We start from the raw sequence: 21,130 nt of genomic DNA, 5'->3' as shown, positions 1-21,130 counted from the left end.
GCCATTGCTCGTCGCTCATTTGCCAGGTGGCGTCGTCGGCCTGCGGCCACACGAACTGGCCGCGATGCAAGCGACGCAGGCACAGCCATACGCCATTTCCGTCCCAGCACACCAATTTGAGGCGCGTGCGGCGCCGGTTGCTGAACACGTAGGCCGTGCCATCGCAGGGAGGGCAACCGAGCACCTGCTGCACCAGCAGGGACAGTCCGTCGACGCCGATGCGCATATCGACGGGCCGGGTGGCCAGCCGAACCGACTCGACCTGCAGCTTCATGCCAGCTCGCGCAGCAGTGCCGCCACCCAACTGGCAGGCAAGGCCGGCGGCAATGTGAGCGTCCAGCCACTGGGACTACGCAGGCTCAATGCCGGCGCCGCATCGGTGGAGGCTGCAATCGACACTGGCAGCAGCGCCGCCGGCACGACGGGCGCGGCCAGGCGGCGCGCCCAATAGTTAAGCTGCCGCTGCGAGTAGCCCTGGCTCTCTGCAAAGGCGCGTTGGGACTGGCCGCTCTTGCGCCATTGCGCAACCCGCTCCTCCCACAATGACTCGCGTTCCAAATTTGCCATCTCTATCTCCAAGTTGAAGATCACAGTGTGGACAATTTATGGAACGGAAGAAAGGTGGGCGGGCTGGATGCTTACGCTTATTTATCGTCGCACGAAGAATCTCAGGGCGGTTCAGCTGTTGCTTGGGCATACGCGTCTTGAAAGCGCCGTCCGGTACTTGGGCATTGAAGTCGACGACGCGCTGGAGATGGCTGAGCAAACGGACGCATAGGTTTCCGGGCGGCGACAGCCGCCCCACAGCGGTCATTCGTCGTCGCGCGGCAGCGGTCAGCTTTCGCGTCACGCTCTCAGCCAAATTCAGCCATGAAATCGGCAAAGACGTCGGTGTTATTAAGACGTTTGACTGACTCGGCGATAATTTCGCTACCTGAGTCGGATATCCAGATCGCTAGGAACGGATCGGTGCCGACGAAAGTACCACGCCGTTTTGCCTGATCTATGCCGGAGAGGATCGAGTCAAGAAGACCATTAGCATATGCAATCTGAACGTCATCCATCGCATACTCAACACCCGCATGGGCTGCGGCGAAGCGTTGGTTCGCCTCCAACATCACCGTGTTGGCAGCTGCGAAGCCATCAGAATGCCAATGCTTCCACTCGTCGACACAGAAACGATAGTAAGAATATTGGCTGTCTTCGATTGGGACGGCGACGTCGGTAAGGCTGTTCGTGACAGCGACAATGTCATGTAAATCGTAAACCTCGCCTGGCAACAGTGCATACGCGTAAAAGTCGATTCCCTTGCACCGCAGAGATTCAACGTGTTCTTGCACCCCTATGCAAATCGCCTCGATCAGCACAGGGCGTACTTCGCTCAAAAACAACTCGAGTTCGTTTGCATTCAATTTTTTTTAATCTCTTGTTAGTGGAAGCCGTAAATCTATGACCGCTCTTGGCCGAATGTTGCCATTTTACTCGACATAATGCTGCTCGTCGGCGAGCGGCTGCATCCGCCCCTTTGCGGACATACGGAGGTGGGCAGGGTAACCCTGCAGATTCACACAATAGCAGTTTTTTGTCGCTCGTCAGCTAAGGAGGCTCAAGTGGTCTGTAATGAAAAGCCGGTGTAATCCCCATCCCAAAAATCGTCGGCAAACGTAAAGGTTTCGAGAACCAAGGAACGGCTCGCCTCAAAAAATAACATGGCTCCCATTCCATTTGCGACCCCTGGCATTGAAATTCCAGAAGTGAGGGAGATCGGGCTCTTACTCGATCCGAAAAAGGTTTCGGGGAGCGCTGCGAAGTTTGTGTAGCTCCCGACGCCAGTAAATTCCCTACTAAGTACATGAAGCTTCAAAATATAGGGACGAATGCATGGCAAGTCGTCTGATATTCGTTGAAGGACGGCGACTTCAAATTCATTTGGCCGCAATTGACCGGGTTTCATGGCTGACCTGTTTTCCGCACGCGCACTGGAGGTAAGCAGGGCCGCTGCAGATCCCAGTGCGAGATGAATGATTTGACGACGCATGTTGTCCGATCTATTGGCAATTACAAATGAGTGCAGCGATATAAATGGCGGCTTTTGGGCCGATAACGGACGTAAGAAAGGCTCAGTGTACGCCGTTCTTGCTTTTAGAATAACTAATGGATTTTGTTAGGCGTTCTAAGCGAGCAGGCGATCCGCGTTCTATCGTCCGATTTGTTGGAGCTCCACATAAGAGCGGATCTGGTCGTTCATCACGTAGATTTGCGTTGAAAAATCGTCCGGATGATTTTCTTCAGCCTCGGCAGTGACCTGCCGCACAACCGCCGGCGGCGTCGGACTGGCCTCGAGCTGCTGCAGCGCGCGATATGATTCGAGCTGGTCCTTAACCACGTAGAGCTGGGTCGAATAGTCCGCTGGATGGCTCTCGGCGGCGTTGGCTACGACACGTTGGTACACCTCGTGGGGCATGTACGGCGCGGCCAGTTCGCGCAATGCGCGGTAGTCGTTTATTGCTTCTCGGACGACGTATGCCGCTGTCGAATAATCGGTCGGGTGTTGCGAACGTGCGTATTGCTTGATCTCGGTCATAACTGCGGCAGGGACGGGCGTGGCGCTCGCCGCTCCACGTCCGGCCGTGACGTCGATCGATCCGGTTACCGAAACCGCACCGGCGCGCGCCTGGGTATCGGGGTGGTACGTGGGTTCGGTTGGCTGGCCGCTGCCGCCGTACTGCGTCAACGGCTCTTCCCGTCGGAACCGCATCACCCAGTCCGCGAGCACATCACGATCGACGATCTCGCATTGGTGAGCGCGCGCGAAGTCCATCGCCTTGGGGGACAGGTGGCCGCTCGTGATCACCATGCATGCGTTGCAGCCATACGGGAGCATCCCGGCCACGGCATCGCTGACAGCGCGTCGAGATACCGTTCCCTTGTAACGCTTTGCTTGGATAGCGTAGCGCTTCTCACCGCGCGTGGCCATGATGTCGACGCCGTTGTCGCCGGACGCCCGCGTAACCTGCACGTCGGTGAATCCTTCGTTAGCCAGCAAGGCTGCGGCGTAGTGCTCGAACTCGATTCCATTCATCGCGTCTACGTTCGCCATCGACAGCGCGCGCAGCCGCGCTGCAGCCAGTTCGTCCGCTGCACTGCGCGACGCAACACTCATTGCCCAGAGAGCGAATGTGACGACTGCCAAGATCAATACGAGGACTTCCATGAGGGATCTATGGTTTGGTTAAGAGTCAGAATGAGGCCGCTTTCGGATGCGCTCGAACGGCGCCGCCCGTTCTGGCCGATTCCCCGGGTAGCTATGCCGACGCAAGCAAGAGCAGTCAGCGACGCCAAGCGTCGACCGTCTGCTTCTGGCCGATTGCCGTCGATTGTACCCGATACAACAATGGCGCGGCCCCACAGCTGGCCGGTTCGATGCGCCACGAAAATATGGCCGTCGGTGCTGGCGATCATGCAGGATGGCGTCGCCAACCTCCTGCGGCAATGGCAGTTCGACTTCCCTGCGATTCTTGCCAGCCACTCGCACAGTGTTCTTGGACCAAAGCAACTGAGAATATGGCAGACTACTGACGTCACTTGCACGCAAGCCTAGCCGGGCGATCAGCAACAGAATTGCGCGGTCGCGCGCGCCGAGCGGGACCGACGGGTCGCAGGACGCGATCAGCGCCCCACTGATGCGGATGGTAGGTACTTTGGCAAGTCAGTTTACTCCGCATAACAATATGCTTTTCATAAGAACGGAAAACCGGGTTAAGGACAATCCGTGCTCAGTGATCGTCCCCGTGCAACGAACAGGGCGATCAGCAGGGTGACGAAGTAAACAGCGACGTCGAGGATCAGGCCCGCCGGGGACAGATGGTCCTCGACGAACGCGAGTTGGCGCTCCCGGGATACCCCCGGTGCGTCAAGCAGGTATGCGACCGGGAAGCCGCCCTTTAACACGGGTTTGTAGCAGGGATCTGTAGCGGCTGGTCCACACAGATTGCCGTACTGTGCCAGTTGGGGGCCCGTGCGCTCGACAAAGGCCGACAGGAACGCCAGCGTCATCGCCATGGCGAGGACGAGGCCTATGAGACCCAATTTGGTCAAGCGGTTCTTCATGTTGATCGATGTTTTGGTTCGTCCTGGCGGACGAAAGTGGGGGGGTGAGTGAACAACGTTTACCGTCCACGAACGGTTGACGGGCAGGGCGACTACATCAACACCCTGTTAGAAACTACTGGTTGCGCCAGGTTAACTGCAGGTATAACCTCCGTTCTGCCACTTCAGTTTTCTGTTTCTCCATTGCTCCAAATTCGCACTGCAAACGCAACCCCATCCTTGTTGCGATTAGCCCTTGAACAAAGTGCCCATGGCACTTCTCACGGCCTGATTTGATCCTCTCCGGACTATTCCTAAAAATCGCATTGATACTGTTTTTGCACATCGTACTCTGTCGCCCTGAATATCGGACGACCAAGACAGACAGACTTGGCTGCGCAGCAAAAGACACCCCACCCGAATAGTTTTTAGTCAGGAAGCCAGGAATGAAAATGACAATCAAGGCACGCTTAAGCGGTGTCGTCGTCTTTCTCGCCCTATTGTCCATCGGCGTCGGGCTGTTGGGCCTGTACGGAATGAACAAGGCCAACGAAGGACTGAAAACCGTCTATGAGGATCGCACGGTGGCCCTGGAACAGGTCACGCGAATCGAGAGCCTATTGTTGCGGAACCGGCTGGCGTTGGCGCAGGCGCTACTGGACCCGATTGCATCTCAGATCAAGGTCAAGTCTGATCTCATCGAAAAAAATGCCGAAGAGATCAACACGACTTGGGGCCAGTACATGGCGACGTATCTGACGCCGGAAGAGAGTGTGCTGGCGAACAAATTTGCCGTAGACCGAACGAAAATGGTCAAGGAAGGGTTGTTTCCCGCAATCGGCGCCTTGCGAGAAGGAAAAATCGAAGAGGCCAAGCAGTTGCAGGAACAATTCCAAACCCTGCTTCCCGCTGTCAAAGAAGGCATTGACAGGCTACGCATGCTTCAGGTCGACGAGGCAAAAAAGGAATATAGACAATCGGGCGCCCGTTATCTTGCATTGCGCACCAGCATGATTATTGCGATTGCATTAGGAATACTGTTGGCGGCGTTGGCTGGCTTTTTACTGATACGCAATATCTATCGCGACATTGGCGGCGAACCCGACTACGCCGCACAGATCGTGCGAGGTATCGCTGCCGGCGACTTGACCGTTGCAGTTGCCACAAAGAATAACGACCATCACAGCCTGCTGAATGCGATGAAAGAAATGCAACTAAATCTGGCGCAAACGATCGGCGAAGTCAGGCAATCGAGCGACACCATCGCCACCGCTTCGTCCCAGATAGCCGCCGGCAATCTCGACCTGTCGTCGCGCACGGAACAACAGGCCAGCTCGCTCGAAGAGACTGCGTCGTCGATGGAAGAGCTCACCAGTACCGTGAAACAGAACGCCGACAATGCGCGCCAAGCCACTCAATTGGCTGTGTCCGCGTCCGAAGTTGCGTCAAAGGGCGGCGTGGTCGTTTCACAGGTGATCGACACCATGGGGGCAATTAACGCGTCGTCGAAAAAGATCGTCGATATCATCGGCGTGATCGACGGCATCGCATTTCAAACCAACATCCTGGCCCTGAACGCCGCTGTCGAGGCGGCCAGGGCCGGTGAACAGGGCCGAGGTTTCGCGGTTGTCGCCAGCGAAGTGCGCAACCTGGCGCAACGCTCGGCCGCCGCTGCCAAAGAAATCAAGACACTCATTGGAGACTCTGTCGAAAAAGTCGAGATTGGCGCCAGGCTGGTTGACCAGGCAGGATCGACCATGCACGCCATTGTCAGCAGCATTCAGAGCGTGACGGACATGATGGGTGCGATCACGGCAGCGAGCCGGGAGCAAACCTTGGGCATCGAGCAGATCAATCAAGCCATCTGTCAAATGGATGAGGTAACACAGCAAAATGCCGCGCTGGTCGAGGAGGCCGCCGCCGCCGCCGGGGCGCTGGAGGATCAAGCGAGCAATCTGGTACAAGAGGTCAGTGTGTTTAAGATCCGGAAGGAGCATCGCGCTGAACATGCGCCGATGCAGTCGGCAACGCCCCGCACGGTGCGTCGTCCGGCGCCACCTGCGCGTCATTTGAAACAAGTAGGAAATGCCGCGGTCGCCATCGACAACTGGGAACAGTTCTGAAAGCAGTCGAGGCTGCACGCCGTGGCAATCGCTGAACGCTCCCCCCGTTTTGAGCTAGCCTCTGTCGCGCGATCAGGGGCCGGGCTGGCTTGACGCGGGCGGCGCAAGGTCGCGCTGGCGGGCCAGCTCCCGCTCCTGGCGCAGCTCGGTTTCGAGCACCGTCACTGCACGCATCAGTGCCTGCTTTTCCTGCGCACCGGCGTGCGCTTCGCTGTCGGCTTGCGCCAGGCGCGACGCCACGATCTCCGACTCGCGCGCCCTGACTGCCAGGGCAATCTTGCTTTCATTTACTTGCACCTGCATGGCGTCGTGCCGCGCCTGCAATTTATCGAGCTGGGTCGAGAGGGCCGAGGCATGGAACGCCGCGCGCTCGGCCGCGCTGCGTTCACGGGCGGCGTCGCCCTGCGCCGCTTCGGCAGCTTGATGCAAGCGGGCGTTTTCGCTGCCCGCCTGGGATAGCTGGCCGGCAAACTGGGATGCCTGGCCTTTGTGGTGGAGCAACTGCTGGCGCAAGGTCACCAGTTCGCGCTCGACCAGTGCGGCGCGTTGCTCGAAGCCCTGGCGCTCCTCGGCGCGCTGGGTGGCGCTGGCCTCGTGGTAATGGTCGAACTGGGCGCGCGCCTGGGTCAGCTGGGCGTTGAGCGCGGCCACTTCCGCGGCGCGGTCGGACAGCCGCTGCTGCAGGCCGGCTTGTTCGCTGCGGGCGCCGGCCAGGTCGACCGTCAACAAGTGATTGGCCTGGTGCATGTGCGCGATGGTGGTGTTGGCGCTAGCCAGCTCGCTGTCGAGTGTATTGACGCGCTGCTCAAGCGCGGCCTGCTGCAAGCGCGATTTTTCGAGTTCATCGGCCAGTTGGCGTTGCCCGGCGGCGTGGGCGAGCTTTTCGACGTCCAGATCCTGCTGAAAATCGGTCTTGATCGACTCATACACGCCTTTTACCGCTTGCAACAAGCTCGGCGGCACGCCGGGAGCGGCGGGCGAGGGCGTTTGCTGATGCTCTTCCTTCCAGCGCTTGAGCATGGGAGCGATCGTGCTCTTGCTGCCGGTGCCGCCCAGCGCTTCACGAACCGTATCCACGGTGGGATTCTTGTTATCGGCGGCGAGACCGGCAGCGGCGGCTGCAACATGAGAATAGAGGATACCGGCACGTGCCATTTTGGAACTCCTGAATAAGATAAGGTATTACGTGTTACGTAATATCATACAATATTACGATAAAATTTGTTTGGAAAATGCACGATCCTTAGTCGCGATAAGAGATGTTATCGTGACCTATTCGCGCTCCCGCCGTGGTATCCTGCGTAATACCCGTTACAAACCGCGTTTTGCCGCGTCTCGCCATGTCTGATGAATTCGCTCTCGTTCCAGCAGTGTCCGCCAATGCCCTAACGCCGCCGCGTAACGCCATTACGCCTTTCGACGCCGAGCTGAGCGCGCAACACCGCGCCTTCCTGGCCGCTGCCACCTCCGACAACACGCGCCGCGCCTACCGCTCGGCCATCAAGCACTTCCTCACGTGGGGCGGCGCCTTGCCCGCCGACGAGCCCACCATGATTCGCTACCTGCTGGCGTTTGCCGCCTCGCTCAACCCGCGCACCCTGGCCTTGCGCCTGACCGCGCTGTCGCAGTGGCACGTGCATCAGGGTTTTGCCGACCCCGCGTCCACGCCCACGGTGCGCAAAACCCTGGCCGGCATTGCGCGCACCAACGGCAAGCCCAAGAAAAAGGCCAAAGCGCTGCCGGTCGAAGACCTGGAACGCATCGTCGGCCAGCTCGCCAACCTGGCAACCTTGAAAGCCGCGCGCGACAACGCCCTGCTGCAAATCGGATTTTTCGGCGGCCTGCGCCGCAGCGAGCTGGTCGCCATTGAAGTAAGCCACCTCGGCTGGCAAACCGAAGGCATCACGATTACCCTGCCGCGCTCGAAGACCGACCAGATGGGGGAGGGCATCGTCAAGGCGATTCCCTACGGCGACGGCGCCTGCTGCCCGGCCAGCGCGCTGCGCAACTGGCTGGCGCTCGCCGCCATCGCCAGCGGCCCCGTATTTCGCCCGATCAGCCAATGGGGCGAGGTATCCATGGCCGCCCTGCATGAAGGCAGCGTCAACACCATTCTCGAACAATGCGCGCGCCTCGCCGGCCTCGACTACGTGCCCGACCTGTCCAGCCACAGCCTGCGGCGCGGCATGGCCACCAGCGCGCACCGCGCCGGCGCCAATTTCCGCGACATCAAACGGCAGGGCGGCTGGCGCCACGATGGCACGGTGCAAGGCTATATCGAAGAAGCCGGCCGTTTCGAAGACAACGCCGCCGGGACCTTGCTGCGCGCCACGCCGCGCAAATGACACCTGGCCTCAGGGCGCCGCCGGCGTCGTGTGCACAAACCCGGAAAATCTTGCACTGGTCGATTCGACAGTATTGCCGGGCTCGTTTGGCTGGTACCGTGAATGAGCTTTCGCTCAGTACATACGCCAATCACACGGGGGTACTCGATCATGGTTCGCCGCATACTCAAACACTGGCTGCTTGGCATCGTGCTCATCCTCATACTGGTGCTGGTCCTGCCCCCGCTCATCGTGGCGCTGTTCCACCACCAGCAAAAGTCCGATGCCGACCCCGGGCGCGGCGCGGCCCTGGTCACCGAGGACCTGTTTGGCGACAGCTTCACCAAGGTGGCCTATCTCGACCAGAACTGGAAGCCCCAGGACAGCCTGTGGTTCTACACCACCACGCAAGGCTCGAACCTGCTGCCGTACGATTTTTTCATGGCGCTCGAACAGCCGGAGACCACGGGTCTGTTCCGCTCCAGCGAGCACATGAATCGCTTCCGCTACCTGCCGCAACGCGCCACGCCATCCAATCCCGACGCATTGCCGGTCGGCTTCGTCAAGGATGGCTATCTGAACAAGGACTACGTGGGCCTGACCTGCGCCGCCTGCCACACGGCGCAGATCAATTACCGCGGCCTGGCAATGCGCATCGACGGCGGACCCGGCGGCGCCGACATGGTCGGCTTCCTCCAGGCCCTGACCGCGTCGATGAAAGCGGTGCGCGACGAGCCGGCCGTGCAGCAGCGCTTCGTCAAGGAGGTGCTGGCGCGCGGCGCCTACGCCAGCGCCGCCGACGTCATCAACGACATCGGCGTCTATACCCTGCGCCTGCAGAGCTACAACCTCATCAACAATAGCCCGACCGCGTATGGCTACGCGCGCCTGGACGCGTTCGGCCGCATCTACAACCGGACCCTGGAACACCTGCTCAACCGCTACCAGCTCGAAGCCGTGCTGCGCAACAGATACACCCCTGCCCGCATTGCCGATGCGCTGGCCGGGGTAGGCGAGACCCTGACGTCGGTGCAGCGCGACCAGGTCATCGCGCGCCTGGCCACCACGCAAAACGACATCGACTGGCTCCGGGCCGAGTTCTTCATCGACGCCGACGCCCCCGTCAGCTACCCCTTCTTGTGGGACGTGCCCCAGCACGACGTGGTGCAGTGGAACGGCCTGGGCAACAACGCCGGCCTCGGCCCGCTGGGCCGCAACGCCGGCGAAGTGATCGGCGTCTTCGGCACCCTCAACTGGCATGAAAAGGACACGTTTTCACTCGGCTCCCTGCTCTCTGGCAAAGGCCTGATGCAAAAGGCAATCCAGTTCGACTCCTCCGTCAACATCGAAAACCTGCGCCTGATCGAAAGCCATCTCGGGTCGCTGCAATCGCCGCAGTGGCCGCGCGAGGTGTTCGGCGCCGCCTCGATCGACCCGACCCGGGTATTGCGCGGCGAGCGCCTGTTCAACCAGCACTGCGCCAGCTGCCACGCCAGCATCGATCGTCGCTCGCCGTCGCGCCGTATCGTCGCCCACATGTCCGGGCTCGACGAAGTGGGCACCGATTCCACCATGGCCGACAACAGCATCCGCTACCTCGGCTACTCCGGCATCTTGCGCAACGAATACGTGGGCGCGAACGTGGGCAATATCCTGCTCGACAAAAAAGCCCCGATCGCCGCGCTGCTGACCAAGGCCACCATGAGCGTGCTCGAGACGCGCGATCCCGACAAATCGTTCATGCAGCGCTGGGCCGAATGGCTGAACAATATGGTCAAGGCCTATTCCGACAACGAGATCAAACCGTCCAACAAGCAGGGCAACTACACCATCGACACCACCATCGACCCGTACGCCTCATTACGCGCTTACAAGGGACGGGCGCTGAACGGCATCTGGGCCACGTCCCCGTACTTGCACAACGGCTCGGTGCCGACCTTGTACGACCTGCTGCTGCCGGCGCAATGCGCGGCCGGCGACAAAGATGCCGAATGCCGGCCGGCCAGATTTCGCACCGGCTCGCGCGAATTCGATCCCGTCAAGGTGGGCTTGCGCAGCGACGGCTACGACGGCTTCCTGTTCGACACCGCGCTCGCCGGCAACAGCAACGCCGGCCACGAATATGGCACCGCCGTGCGCGTCAACGGCGCGCAAACGCTGCCGCCGCTCAATAAGGACGAGCGCCTCGACCTGCTCGATTACCTCAAGGCGCAGTAAGCCCGACAGCGCCTCTTGCCTTTTTTGCCAGCGCCTCCTGTGTTCTGCCATGCGAGCCCCTATAATGAAGGCTCGTGTAGTCATTAAAACAGGAGAATTAAAGATGGCAATTAGTCTGACCAAGGGTGGCAACGTCAACCTGAGCAAGGAAGCGCCCGGCCTGACGAAAATGGTAATCGGTCTGGGCTGGGATGCCCGCTCGACCAGCGGTGTCGAGTTCGACCTCGACGGCACCGTCTTCATGTTGAAATCCGACGGCAAAGTCCGCTCCGATACCGACATGATCTTTTATAACAACCTCAAATCGGTTGATGGCAGCGTGGTGCACTCGGGCGACAACCGCACCGGCGACGGCGATGGCGACGACGAGAGCCTCACTGTCGACCTGAGCCGCGTGCCGGCCGATGTCGAAAAGATTTCGGTGTGCGTCACCATCCACGATGCGCCGGCGCGCAAGCAAAACTTCGGCATGGTGTCGAACGCTTTCATCCGCTGCGTCAATGCCGCGAACAATAATGAAATCGCGCGTTTCGACCTGTCCGAAGACGGCTCGACCGAAGCGGCCATGATTTTTGGCGAAATCTACCGTCATTCCGGCGACTGGAAATTCCGCGCGGTCGGCCAGGGCTTCAACGGCGGCCTCGGTCCCCTGGCGGCCTCGTTCGGCGTCAACGTGTAAAGACGTCGCTTGCGGTGCTGCGCACCGCAAGCGACTGCATCCGCCGGCGCGTCGCCGGCGGATGGCGAGTTCGCAAGCGCTTCAACAGATGATTGGCATGGTAAAAGCGCGATGAGATCCTCCACCTTAAGCCGACTGCGGGTATTGTTGCTTGCTGCCGGCGTGTCTCTTTGTTTGCCGGGTCTTGCACAATCGCTTCAATCGAACGATATCCAGGCCTCCGGCTTGACGGTGGATCAGGCCAGGCAGGTTCTCGTTGTGGTGTTGAATCACGAAAAATTCAAGATGGCAGACCCCGGTATGTCGATTGACGGCCCGTGGCGTGGCGACGAAGAAGGTACGCTCTACCGCCCGGGATATGTCGATTTCGGTTTGGTCTACAGTAACCGTAAAGCCAATACATCGAATGTGCTGGGGCATTTCGCAGTTAACGTGTTCACCGGGGATGTGTGGAATACGGTACGCTGCAAACGCTACACTTTCGCAGGTTTATCGAAAATCCAAACCATCATTTCCGCTCGGACTGGCAAGAAACTCGCCAACGCGAAAGTCGCGTTCGACGAGGTCGGGTGTTTCTGAGCACCGAATGACCCCGTCACTTGATCAAACTAACAGGCCCTCCATGAAACGTGCTGTCGCGCTTATCGTCGTGTCATTGTTGTTGGCGTCCTGCGCCATGCCTGACGCCCACCGACCGCCGCCAGTCCCCGAAGTCAAGGCGGCCTACACCGACAAGGAAGTCAAATACCCGGTTCTGTACGGAACCTCGCGCATGCCCAACAGTGCGAAAACGGCCTACCTCGACGAGCGCGCCGCGCGGGTTCATTACGGCCGGGTGATCGTCACCATCCCGAAGGGGCGCTTGACGGGCTCCCTCGGTGAACAAGGTGTTTTCTCCACACGCGATACACGCCTGGCCATTGCCGACGGCAATATCGAACTTCACAGCCAGGACAGTTTCATGGCGCTCGCCAAAAGCCAGCTGGGCGCGGCTGGCGATCCCGAAAGCGGCTACCTGCTGGTTTTCATCCATGGCTATAACAATTCGTTCGAAGACGCCGCGCTCAGGGCCGCGCAACTCGGTTTCGACTTGCATGTCCCGCCGAATAACATGATGTTTTTCTCGTGGGCCGCCAACAAGAACTATCGTAAATACACGCACGATGAAGCCACTGCGGACGCGAGCGAGATTCACCTCGAAGCGTTTTTGAAAACAGTGCGCGCCACCGCCGGCGGGAGAAAAATCCATATAATTGCGCACAGCATGGGCAATCGCCCGCTGCTGCGCGTCATCTCGCGCATGCAGGTCCTTCCCGGCGAAAAGAAACCGTTCGGCCAGATCATCCTCGCCGCACCGGACGTCGATCGCGACGTCTTTATGCACTACGGCCAGAATTACCTGAAAGTCGCCGAGCGCACCACGGTGTATCTGTCACCGTTCGACTTTGCGCTGCAACTGTCCCAGGACGTGCATTTTTACCCGCGCGTCGGATGCGGCGACAAGCCGCAGGCGGAAATCAAGGATATCGAGAACGTGGTCTCCTTCATTCCCGAGGATTTTCCATCGCACACCTATGTCGCATCAACCTTGCCGCTGCTGAATGACGTAAAAAACCTGTTCGTCAACGGAAAGCCGGCGCGCCAGGGCGCTGCGTGGAAAGCCCATCCGACCTACTGGACGGTTGGCCAGACGCGCCCGCTCGTGCGGAGCAGTTGCAGCGCGCTACCGGGCTGAGGTCGACCTAATCGGCGACCGGCGTGAGCCGCAATACGCGCGCCTCATGGCTGATCACCTCGGTGGTGAAGGGAATGTCGTACGTGCCGACATCCTGATGCCGCCACAAGTCGCGCACCCGGTACTTCTTCCAGGTCAGCGCCAGGTCGCGCCGCAGGCTCAGCGTCATATCGGCCGTGGCGCTGCCGCGATTGAGCAGCGCAACGGCATAACTGCCGTCCGCCAGTTCCTTGGCATAGATCTGCAACACGCCGTCGTCGCGCACTTTTTCGGCGGGCTTGCCCAGCGGGTCCTGATTGAGCGCGATGATCTCCTTGTTGGTGAAGGTCGCCAGCGTCTCCACGTCGAGCGAACGCAAGTCGGCCCCGGCCAGCAGCGGTGAATTGACCATCGCCCACAAGCTGAAATGGGTGCGGTACTCCACGTTCGACGCACCCGCGCCGACGAGCTCCTTGCTGCGCCCGTTGAGGCCCACGATCAGCATGTCGTAATCGTTCCAGTGCCCCGGTCCCGCATGCTTTTCCAGCCCGACGCCGCGATCGAGCGTATCGAGCACGTCGAAATAGTACTTCTCGCGGTTGCCGGGATAATCGAAATCGTCCGAGATATCCTGCCCGATGCGCCAGTGATTGATGCCCATGTCGGCGGCCCATTCCCACGGCTGGCCCCAGCCGCAATGGCAGGCATGCAGCACGATACCGCGCCGCTGCGCCATCAGGGCCGTCGACATCGTCCCGAAGATTGTCTTGAGCACCGGTACCGGCGCATCCTTGTGCGAACAGCAGCTGTCGTACTTGAGGTGATCGACGCCCCACGACGCGAACAGCGCCGCATCCTGCGCCTCGTGCCCTTCGCTGCCGGTATAGCCGGCGCAGGTGGTCTGGCCCGGCCCCGAGTAAATCCCGAACTTGAGGCCTTTTGAATGCGCGTAGTCCGCCAGGTACTTGATCCCGCGCGGGAAGCGCACCGGATCGACTTCCAGCGGGCGGTCGCGCCGCTTGCCCTTGTAGCGCTGCCAGCCATCGTCCAGGTTCACGTACTGGTAGCCGGCGTCGCGCATGCCGTTGGCGACCATCGCATCGATGGTCTCGACGATCAGTTTTTCATCGATGCTGTCGCCGAAGTTGTTCCAGCTGCTCCAGCCCATCGGCGGCGTTCTCGCCAGCCCGTTACTGACAGGTTTCGCCGCCACCGGCATGGCCAGCACCAGCGGCGCAAGGAAAGCGAAGGCAAAGCGCCTTGCGCTGCGAAGGAAAGTGGTCGTCATGGTCGGTCCGATGCGTGCGTTGAAAGGGAAGCGCCTGGTGAAGGCCAGGCTTGCGGGAACAGCTTGCGCGCGTTGCGCGAATAGAGTTTGTCGACCACCTGTTTCGGCAGCGCCAGGCCGCGAAATAGTTTGTCGAGGTCGGGCGAGCGCATGACGCGCGCCGAATTGAGGAACGCCCAGTCGTCTAGCCACGCCGCATGCGCCGCCATGGCAAAATCGGCGTCGCCCTGGCCGGCGGAACTGGCCAGGTCGGTCCCGTACAGCACCCGGTCCTGGTAGCGGATCAGGAAAGCACGCACCTTCGCGCGCCGCTTGATGGCCTGCTGCTGGAAGTGCGCCATGCGCGCCGCCAGGTCGACCCGCGCATCGGGATGCGCGTCCAGAAAGCGCGCCAGCGCATCCACGTCCCATTCCAGCGACGCCAGGTGCACCGCCAAAAAGCGCATCGTCGGATGCCGCTTGAGCAGATTGTCGCGCGCCGCCAGTTGCTGCGCGTGGCCCGGCCACGCGCTCTGCGTGTACATATGGTACTGGGGATGCTCGCGAAAATACTGGCGGTCGCTGTTGACGGTCATTTTATCGAGCGGCAGCCAGCAGTTTTTCGGCTCCGCCTGATGGCCCAGCACCACAATGCCGCGCTCGGCCAGGTGCGCAAAGACCGGCGTGAAGCGGGCGTCGTCCACCATCACCGGCTTGCCATCCTTGTCGCGCAAGTCCATGCCGATATTCTTCCAGACCTTCACCCCGACCGCGCCGCTGGCGATGGCCCGGTCCAGGTTCGCCATGGTGGTGGCCGCCCAAGCCGGCTCCTCGAACGTCGCCACCGGGAAGGTGGCCGCAAACGCCACGTCGGACGGATGCCGGCGCAACAGGGCGATGGCCGTGTCCTGCTGCACACCCAGCGGCGGAAAGTCCGGATAATCGACGTTTATCGTCAGCACCCGCACCTTGTCCGCCTGCGCGCGCGCGAAAAACGCCGGCAGGTCGCCATGCAGGTGCATGTGCGCGTCGATTTTCTCGACCTTGTAGAAATCGGCGTCGCTGTAGGAAGACGCGGCCGCCGCCGCGCCGGCCAGCACCAACAGCGCCGCCGCCGCGCCAACGCGGCGCGCGAGCGGCATCATGCCCGCACCTGCGCCGCCAGCCGCGCCAGCGCATCGGCGCCAGGAAGCCGGCCGTCGCACTGCGCCGCGTACAAAGCCGCGCCGATCACCGGCGCAAAAACCGGCGTGCGCAGCGCAAAGTGGCCCTGGCGCTCCAGCGCCTGCGCGAACGGCGCCAGCAACGGCGATTCGCCGTTAAAAACGCCGCCGCTGTAAGACACCGGCAGCGCCCCATCGGCCGGCGCCTGCAACTGGCGCCGCACCGCGCCCACAATATCGGCCAGTTCCTGCGCCGCCCGCCCGAAAATGGCCAGCGCCTGGGCGTCGCCCTCCAGCGCGGCCTGCTGCACCAGTCGCGCCAGTTGCGCGACCTGGCTGCGTTCAGCCTTGCGCCGGCTGTACACTTCCGCGCACAGGTCCAGGTCCGCACCGAGTTCCAGGCTGCGCCTGAAAAGTTCGTGCAGCGCTCCGCGCTCGGTCCGGCCGTCGCTCATGCGCGAAAACAGCTTCAATCCTTCGCGCGCGATCCAGTAGGCCGAGCCTTCATCGCTGAACAGCTCACCCCAGCCGCCGGCGCGCGCTTCGCGGCCCTGGTAACGGCCATACGCGATCGACCCCGTGCCCGCCACCACGCTGATGCCGTCCGCGCATGCCAGCGAGCCCGCCCAGCTGCACACCATGTCATTCCCGCAGCGGTAGCGCTGCGGCGCAAACACCTCGCCCGGCAGCGCATCGAGCGCCGCGTGCAGCAGGCTGTCTTCGCCGTAGGCGGGCAGGCCGAAAAACGCGAACGATACCGCCTCCGGCGCCACCCCGGCCAGGGCCAGCGTCTCGCTCACGCCGGCATTGAGCATGGCGGCGGCCTGCTCCAGCCCTGTTTCAAGATAATAGGCGCTGCCGCTCTCGTGCCGCGCCAGCAGGCGCCCATCCGCGCCCATCAGGGCAAACGCTGTCTTGGTCCCGCCGCCGTCAACGCCCAGGTACATGATCGTCCTTTCCTTCCCACGCATAGATTGTCACGCCCGCCACCACCCGGTTGACCGTGCCCGACACGCTCGGCGTATCGGAGCCAATCCCCAGCTGCAGCGATTGCAGCAGAGCGAACAACTGGGCAAACACCACGAAGGGAAGCGCCAGTTCAATATCGGGCGCATCGGCCGCGCCATCGAGCAGCATGTCGCCGGGCTCGATGCCGTCCGCCTGGCCGCTCAGTGCCAGCACGCGGCCGGCGCGGCCATCCCTGCGCAGTTCGCGCAGCAGGTCCAGGTCGTAGCGGCGCGTGTACGCATCGTTCGACAAGAACAGTACCACCAGCGTGCTGTCGTTGACCACGCTTTTGGGGCCGTGCCGGAAGCCCAGCGGCGAATCGAAGCTGGCCACCACCTGGCCGTCGGTCAGTTCCAGCAGTTTCAGCGCCGCTTCGCGCGCCAGGCCGCCCAGCTCATTGCTGCCCAGGTACACCACGCGTTCGAAACCGCCGGCGGCCAGCTCCTGCACCAGCGGCAGCGCGTCGCGCAGCAGCGCCTGGGCGGCGCCCGCAAAACGCGCTTCGCCCTGCGGCGGCGCATCGATCACGCCAAAAATCGCCGCCGCCGCCAGCAGCATGGACGTAAAACTCGACGTCATCGCAAACGCGCGGTCGTGCGTTTCGTCCGGCAGCAGCAGCGCCAGCGCGTTGGGGCGCGACTGGCAGCGGCCGTACAGCGCGCCGGCCACGTTGCACGTCACGACCAGGTGATAGCAGTTCTCCACCATCTGCTCGGCCAGGTCGAACGCGGCCACGCTTTCCGGACTATTGCCGGAGCGGGCGAACGACACCAGCAAGGTCGGCACGTCGCTGCGCAAGTACCGGTCCGGTCCCGCCACCAGGTCGGTGGTCGGCACGGCTTGCACCGTGCGCGCCGGGTCGCGCAACATCGCCGGCGCGAGACACTCGCCGATGAAGGCCGAGGTGCCGGCCCCGGTCAGTACGATGCGCAGCCGCCGGTTGGCCAGCAGCGGCGCCAGGAAGTCGTCGATGACGCCTCGTCGCTGGCGCAGTTGCTCGATCACTTTGGCCCAGACCTGCGGTTGCTGGGCGATTTCGCGGGCGGTCCAGCCGGCGCCGCGTGCTTCCAGCTCCGTCAGGGCGTATCCGAATCGGTCGTTGTTCATTGTGCCAGCTCCATTTCGCCCGCCGTCGGCGCGCATGCATATTGATATTGTCGCAGCAGGGCCGCAACGCCCGCCTGCAGCAGATTGCCGGTGTTCGCCCCCATCCGTCCTGCGCGGATCGCCGCATAGTGATCGGGCAGATATTGACTCAATAGTGTCAGCGGCGGCGGATCGCGGTCCAGGTTGGCCAGCATCGCCGCGCACGCGTGGCGCACTTCCGGCGCCGGCCAGTAGTAGCGCATCCGGTCGCTCAGCGAAAACTGCAAGTCCACCTGTTCGCGCGCCGGGTCGGCGTAATAGCCGCGCCAGTAATCGGGCCGCGCACGCATGGTCTCGAGCACCACGGCCTTCAGGCCCGCGCTGCGGCGCGCGCCCAGCCACTCATGCTCGATGTCGGCCAGCGCCCACAGCGTTTCGCGTAGCGCGAACGTGGCTGCCGGCCCCACCTTCAGGATCGCAAAATGGTCGCGCACCAGCGATTTCAGGTTGGCCGGGGTCTGGTAATCGGTCGAATGGGCTTCGTACACCATGAGCGCGTCGCTTTCAATCCAGGCGCTGAGCGCTTGCGCCAGCGGCGGGCGGTAGTCGATCACCTTGTGATGGTCGAATTCCACGCCCGGCTGCACCACCAGGCCGACGATGCGCTCCCACGCCGCATCCAGCCCGGCCGCCGCGAACGCGATGCGGTGCGCGGCGATGGTGCCCGCCGCCGCCTCCGGGCTGGTCGCCTGCAAGTCGTGCAAGTCTTCCTGCGCCCCGCCGGGCACCGGCACTTCGGTGCCGATCACATACACCGGCGCCTCGCCGCCGCAACGGCGCCAGGTGCGCTCGGCCACGGCGCACAGGCGCGCCGCCCGCGCCGCCACCACATGCTCCGGCAGCGGCGCCGGATCGTCCTTGCACGACATTGAGCAATCGAGGTGGATTTTGCGAAAACCGGCCGCCACGTACTGCTCGATCAGCACGTCGGACTTGTTCATCGCTTCCTCGGATGGGTCGCTCTGCCAGCAGTTCGGCCCCAGATGGTCGCCCCCGAGCAGCACCAACTCGCGCGGGAAGCCGACGCGGTCGGCGATATCGATCACGAAGCGGTGAAACCCGGCCGGCTTCATGCCGGTGTAGCCGCCGAACTGGTTGACCTGGTTCGAGGTCGCCTCGATCAGGACCGGCGCGCCGTGCGCCAGGCCTTCGCGCAGCGCCGCTTCCAGCACCACCGGGTGGGCCGAGCAGACCGAGTAAATGCCGACCGGGGCGCCGGCCTTGTGTTGGCGGATGATATTGAGTAAAGCCTTCATGGTTGCGTCCTGTTTGAAAAATCGGTTTCGGGTTCGCCGTCGGGCAGGGCGAGCAGCAGCGCGGCCAGCAGCGCGAGCACGATGCCGGCCAGCTTGAACTGTCCCGGCATCACGCTGGCGAGCGCCATCGCGATGATCGCCGTGAGCAAGGGTGCGCCGGCGTTGACCATCGGCGCGACCACGATCGCTTTGCCGAAGCGGAAGGCGTACACCAGTGTCAGCGCGCCGATGGCGTTGAGAACCTGGATCACGGCCGCCAGTGCCGGCCCGCTCCAGCCGTAGTGAATCGCTTGGCTGAAGTCCGTCAGCAGCAGCGCCACCGGGATAAAGGCCAGGCCGCTGACTGTCATGTAGAAGAAGATGCTCTCGGCATCCATGGTGGCGTTGGCCAGGCGGATGAAATACGACTGCAAGCCCCACGCCAGCAACACCACCAGCGACAGCGCGAACCACAAACCCATGTTTGCCGGTTGGCCGGGCGCATAGTCGAACAGCGGCAGCGCGCACGCCGCCAGCACGATGCCGGCCATTCCGAGCTTGCCGACCCGCTCCTTGAGCAAGAAGAAGGAAAGGGCGATGGTCACCATCGGCGAGAGCGAAATGATGGGGAAGATCAAATATGTCGGCCCGATTTTCACGGCATGGAACAGGATCATCTGGCCGCCCGCACCAAGGATGCCGATCACCATCCCGAGCCACACCGAGCGGCCGTCGCGCTTCAGGCGCCAGCCGGCACGCCGCATCACCACCCAGGCCGGCACGATCATGGTCAGCGCCCACACCACATAATTCAAGGTCTCGGGAAAGCCATTGCCGCTCGGCGCTCCCGCAAACGCGCCCCACACGCCCCACAGCAGCGTGGTGATGCCGGCGTAGATCATCCAATTACTTGATTTCATGGTGTTTTTCCTTCTCTGGCGACTCGATGAATACGCAGGATGCGTGCCTCGTGGCTGGTCACTTCGGTGGTGAACGGGATCGTGAAGCTGCCCAGGTCCTGGTGCTTCCACAGGTCGCGCACGCTGTAGGCGTCCCACGGCAAGGCCAGGTCGCGCCGTGGGCTGAAGCTCATGTCCGCAGTGGCGCTGCCGCGATTGAGCAGGGCGACGGCCCAGCCGCCGTCGGCCAGCTCCTTCGCATAAACCTGCAGCGCGCCATCGTCGCGCACCTTGCGCGCCGGCTTGCCCAGGCTGTCCTGGTTGATCGCCGTGATTTCCTTGTTGGTCAGCGTCTCCAGCGTGGTGGCATCGAGCTTGCGCAGGTCCGCGCCAGCCAGCAGCGGCGAGGCCACCATCGCCCACATGCTGAAGTGGGTACGGTATTCGACGTTCGAAGCGCCCGCTCCCGGCAACTGCATGCTCTTGCCGTTCAGGCCCACGATCAGCATGTCGTAATCGTTCCAGTGCCCCGGTCCGGAGTACTTTTCAAGTCCGACGCCATGGTCGATCAGGTCCAGCACATCGAAAAAGTACTTTTCGCGGTTGGCCGGATAATCGAAATCGTCAGAGATGTCCTGCCCGATGCGCCAGTGGTGCGCTCCCAGTTCGCCCGCCCACTCCCACGGCTTGCCCCAGCCGCAGTGGCAGGCGTTCAGCACAATGTCGCGCTGTTGCGCCACCAGCGCGCTCGACATCGCGCCGAAGATGGTCTTCAGTACCCGTACCGGCGCATCCTTGTGCGAACAGCAGCTGTCGTACTTGAGGTGGTCCACTCCCCACGCTGCGAACAGCGCCGCATCCTGCGCCTCGTGCCCCTCGCTGCCGGTGTAGCCGGCGCAGGTAGCCTGGCCGGGGCCGGAATAGATGCCGAACTTGAGCCCCCTCGCATGCGCATAGTCGGCCAGGTACTTGATCCCGCGCGGGAACTTGGCCGGATCGGCTTCCAGCGGATGGTCGCGCCGGTCGCCCTTGTAGCGCTGCCAGCCATCGTCCAGGTTCACATACTGGTAGCCGGCCTCGCGCATGCCGTTCGAGGCCATGGCGTCGATCGTCTCGATGATCAAGCGCTCGTTGATGTTATCGGCGAACTGCAACCAGCTCACCCAGCCCATGGGCGGCGTCTGCGCCAGCGGCGCGGCACCCGCCAGCCCGGCCGCGCAACCGAGCACCAGCGCCGGCAAGCGTGTCAAGACATGCGTTAACATG

The 21,130-nt window shown here is 62.2% G+C and carries 21 protein-coding genes and 1 pseudogene; 7 read left to right on the top strand and 15 right to left on the bottom strand.

The annotated features are described in order from the left end of the window. The coding region (tnpB, locus tag F0185_RS05055; protein WP_167222146.1) for an IS66 family insertion sequence element accessory protein TnpB at positions 1 to 274 on the bottom strand (274 nt) is incomplete at its 3' end. Next, complete coding sequence (gene tnpA, locus F0185_RS05050; RefSeq protein ID WP_167222144.1) at positions 271 to 567, bottom strand: IS66 family insertion sequence element accessory protein TnpA; 297 nt, start codon at positions 565 to 567, stop codon at positions 271 to 273. The genes tnpA and tnpB, both read right to left, overlap by 4 nt. Positions 568 to 640: 73 nt before the next feature. On the opposite strand from tnpA, the pseudogene F0185_RS34690 reads away from it, so the two are divergent. After that, a pseudogene (locus tag F0185_RS34690) lies at positions 641 to 778 on the top strand (integrase); the annotation flags it as partial. 76 nt (positions 779 to 854) lie between these two features. On the opposite strand, the gene F0185_RS05040 reads toward F0185_RS34690, so the two are convergent. The 5 genes from F0185_RS05040 to F0185_RS05020 form a co-directional block, all read right to left on the bottom strand. Continuing rightward, on the bottom strand, positions 855 to 1,412 hold the full coding sequence (locus F0185_RS05040) for a DUF4303 domain-containing protein (RefSeq protein ID WP_167222142.1): 558 nt from the start codon (positions 1,410 to 1,412) through the stop codon (positions 855 to 857). 194 nt (positions 1,413 to 1,606) lie between these two features. Next, positions 1,607 to 2,038: a hypothetical protein gene (locus F0185_RS05035; RefSeq protein ID WP_167222140.1), complete on the bottom strand. Its 432-nt coding sequence runs from the start codon at positions 2,036 to 2,038 to the stop codon at positions 1,607 to 1,609. Positions 2,039 to 2,197: 159 nt separating this feature from the next. After that, a complete protein-coding gene (locus tag F0185_RS05030; protein ID WP_167222138.1) occupies positions 2,198 to 3,214 on the bottom strand; it encodes a restriction endonuclease in 1,017 nt (338 codons plus the stop codon). 18 nt (positions 3,215 to 3,232) lie between these two features. Next, positions 3,233 to 3,616, bottom strand: a complete 384-nt coding sequence (locus tag F0185_RS05025; protein ID WP_229476728.1) for a site-specific integrase — start codon at positions 3,614 to 3,616, stop codon at positions 3,233 to 3,235. 143 nt (positions 3,617 to 3,759) lie between these two features. Beyond that, positions 3,760 to 4,110, bottom strand: a complete 351-nt coding sequence (locus F0185_RS05020) for a hypothetical protein (RefSeq protein WP_167222137.1) — start codon at positions 4,108 to 4,110, stop codon at positions 3,760 to 3,762. 425 nt (positions 4,111 to 4,535) lie between these two features. On the opposite strand from F0185_RS05020, the gene F0185_RS05015 reads away from it, so the two are divergent. After that, the gene (locus F0185_RS05015; protein WP_167222135.1) at positions 4,536 to 6,212 is read left to right on the top strand and encodes a methyl-accepting chemotaxis protein; all 1,677 of its coding nucleotides are present in this window, start codon (positions 4,536 to 4,538) and stop codon (positions 6,210 to 6,212) included. 72 nt (positions 6,213 to 6,284) lie between these two features. Here F0185_RS05015 and F0185_RS05010 read toward each other — a convergent pair whose 3' ends face one another. Beyond that, entirely contained in the window at positions 6,285 to 7,367 is a 1,083-nt protein-coding gene (locus F0185_RS05010) for a DNA-binding protein (protein ID WP_167222133.1), read from the bottom strand. A gap of 215 nt (positions 7,368 to 7,582) precedes the next feature. Between F0185_RS05010 and F0185_RS05005 the strand changes: the two genes are divergently transcribed. From F0185_RS05005 to F0185_RS04985, 5 genes are all read left to right on the top strand, one after another. Then, positions 7,583 to 8,557: a site-specific integrase gene (locus tag F0185_RS05005; RefSeq protein ID WP_370663974.1), complete on the top strand. Its 975-nt coding sequence runs from the start codon at positions 7,583 to 7,585 to the stop codon at positions 8,555 to 8,557. 150 nt (positions 8,558 to 8,707) lie between these two features. Continuing rightward, entirely contained in the window at positions 8,708 to 10,753 is a 2,046-nt protein-coding gene (locus F0185_RS05000) for a di-heme-cytochrome C peroxidase (RefSeq protein WP_167222130.1), read from the top strand. Positions 10,754 to 10,856: 103 nt separating this feature from the next. Next, complete coding sequence (locus tag F0185_RS04995) at positions 10,857 to 11,432, top strand: TerD family protein (RefSeq protein WP_167222128.1); 576 nt, start codon at positions 10,857 to 10,859, stop codon at positions 11,430 to 11,432. 111 nt (positions 11,433 to 11,543) lie between these two features. Further along, positions 11,544 to 12,011 carry a Tgi2PP family T6SS immunity protein gene (locus F0185_RS04990; RefSeq protein ID WP_167222126.1) on the top strand — a complete coding sequence of 156 codons (468 nt, stop codon included), beginning with the start codon at positions 11,544 to 11,546 and terminating at the stop codon, positions 12,009 to 12,011. 97 nt (positions 12,012 to 12,108) lie between these two features. Continuing rightward, entirely contained in the window at positions 12,109 to 13,167 is a 1,059-nt protein-coding gene (locus F0185_RS04985) for an alpha/beta hydrolase (RefSeq protein ID WP_167222124.1), read from the top strand. Positions 13,168 to 13,174: 7 nt separating this feature from the next. Here F0185_RS04985 and F0185_RS04980 read toward each other — a convergent pair whose 3' ends face one another. Genes F0185_RS04980 through F0185_RS04950 form a run of 7 tightly spaced genes read right to left on the bottom strand, consistent with a single transcriptional unit; the run spans position 13,175 to position 21,129 of the window. Beyond that, entirely contained in the window at positions 13,175 to 14,434 is a 1,260-nt protein-coding gene (locus tag F0185_RS04980; RefSeq protein ID WP_167222123.1) for a glycoside hydrolase family 27 protein, read from the bottom strand. Continuing rightward, complete coding sequence (locus F0185_RS04975; protein ID WP_167222122.1) at positions 14,431 to 15,558, bottom strand: amidohydrolase family protein; 1,128 nt, start codon at positions 15,556 to 15,558, stop codon at positions 14,431 to 14,433. The genes F0185_RS04980 and F0185_RS04975 overlap by 4 nt, the downstream gene beginning before the upstream one ends. Further along, positions 15,555 to 16,523 carry an N-acetylglucosamine kinase gene (locus tag F0185_RS04970; protein WP_167222121.1) on the bottom strand — a complete coding sequence of 323 codons (969 nt, stop codon included), beginning with the start codon at positions 16,521 to 16,523 and terminating at the stop codon, positions 15,555 to 15,557. Before F0185_RS04970 ends, F0185_RS04975 begins: the two co-directional genes overlap by 4 nt. Beyond that, positions 16,507 to 17,691, bottom strand: coding sequence for an SIS domain-containing protein (locus F0185_RS04965; RefSeq protein WP_167222120.1), 1,185 nt, complete (start codon positions 17,689 to 17,691; stop codon positions 16,507 to 16,509). Before F0185_RS04965 ends, F0185_RS04970 begins: the two co-directional genes overlap by 17 nt. Further along, the gene (locus F0185_RS04960; protein WP_167222119.1) at positions 17,688 to 18,986 is read right to left on the bottom strand and encodes a D-tagatose-bisphosphate aldolase, class II, non-catalytic subunit; all 1,299 of its coding nucleotides are present in this window, start codon (positions 18,984 to 18,986) and stop codon (positions 17,688 to 17,690) included. Before F0185_RS04960 ends, F0185_RS04965 begins: the two co-directional genes overlap by 4 nt. Further along, entirely contained in the window at positions 18,983 to 19,885 is a 903-nt protein-coding gene (locus F0185_RS04955; protein WP_167222118.1) for a DMT family transporter, read from the bottom strand. The genes F0185_RS04960 and F0185_RS04955 overlap by 4 nt, the downstream gene beginning before the upstream one ends. Continuing rightward, a complete protein-coding gene (locus F0185_RS04950) occupies positions 19,882 to 21,129 on the bottom strand; it encodes a glycoside hydrolase family 27 protein (protein WP_167222116.1) in 1,248 nt (415 codons plus the stop codon). The genes F0185_RS04955 and F0185_RS04950 overlap by 4 nt, the downstream gene beginning before the upstream one ends. Position 21,130: the final 1 nt, after the last annotated feature.

Origin of the sequence: Massilia rubra (genome assembly GCF_011682065.1) — a bacterium.
In the GTDB taxonomy this organism is placed as follows: domain Bacteria; phylum Pseudomonadota; class Gammaproteobacteria; order Burkholderiales; family Burkholderiaceae_D; genus Telluria_A; species Telluria_A rubra.
Note: the sequence above shows the minus strand (reverse complement) of the source record. Positions and strands in the feature narration are given on the sequence as shown.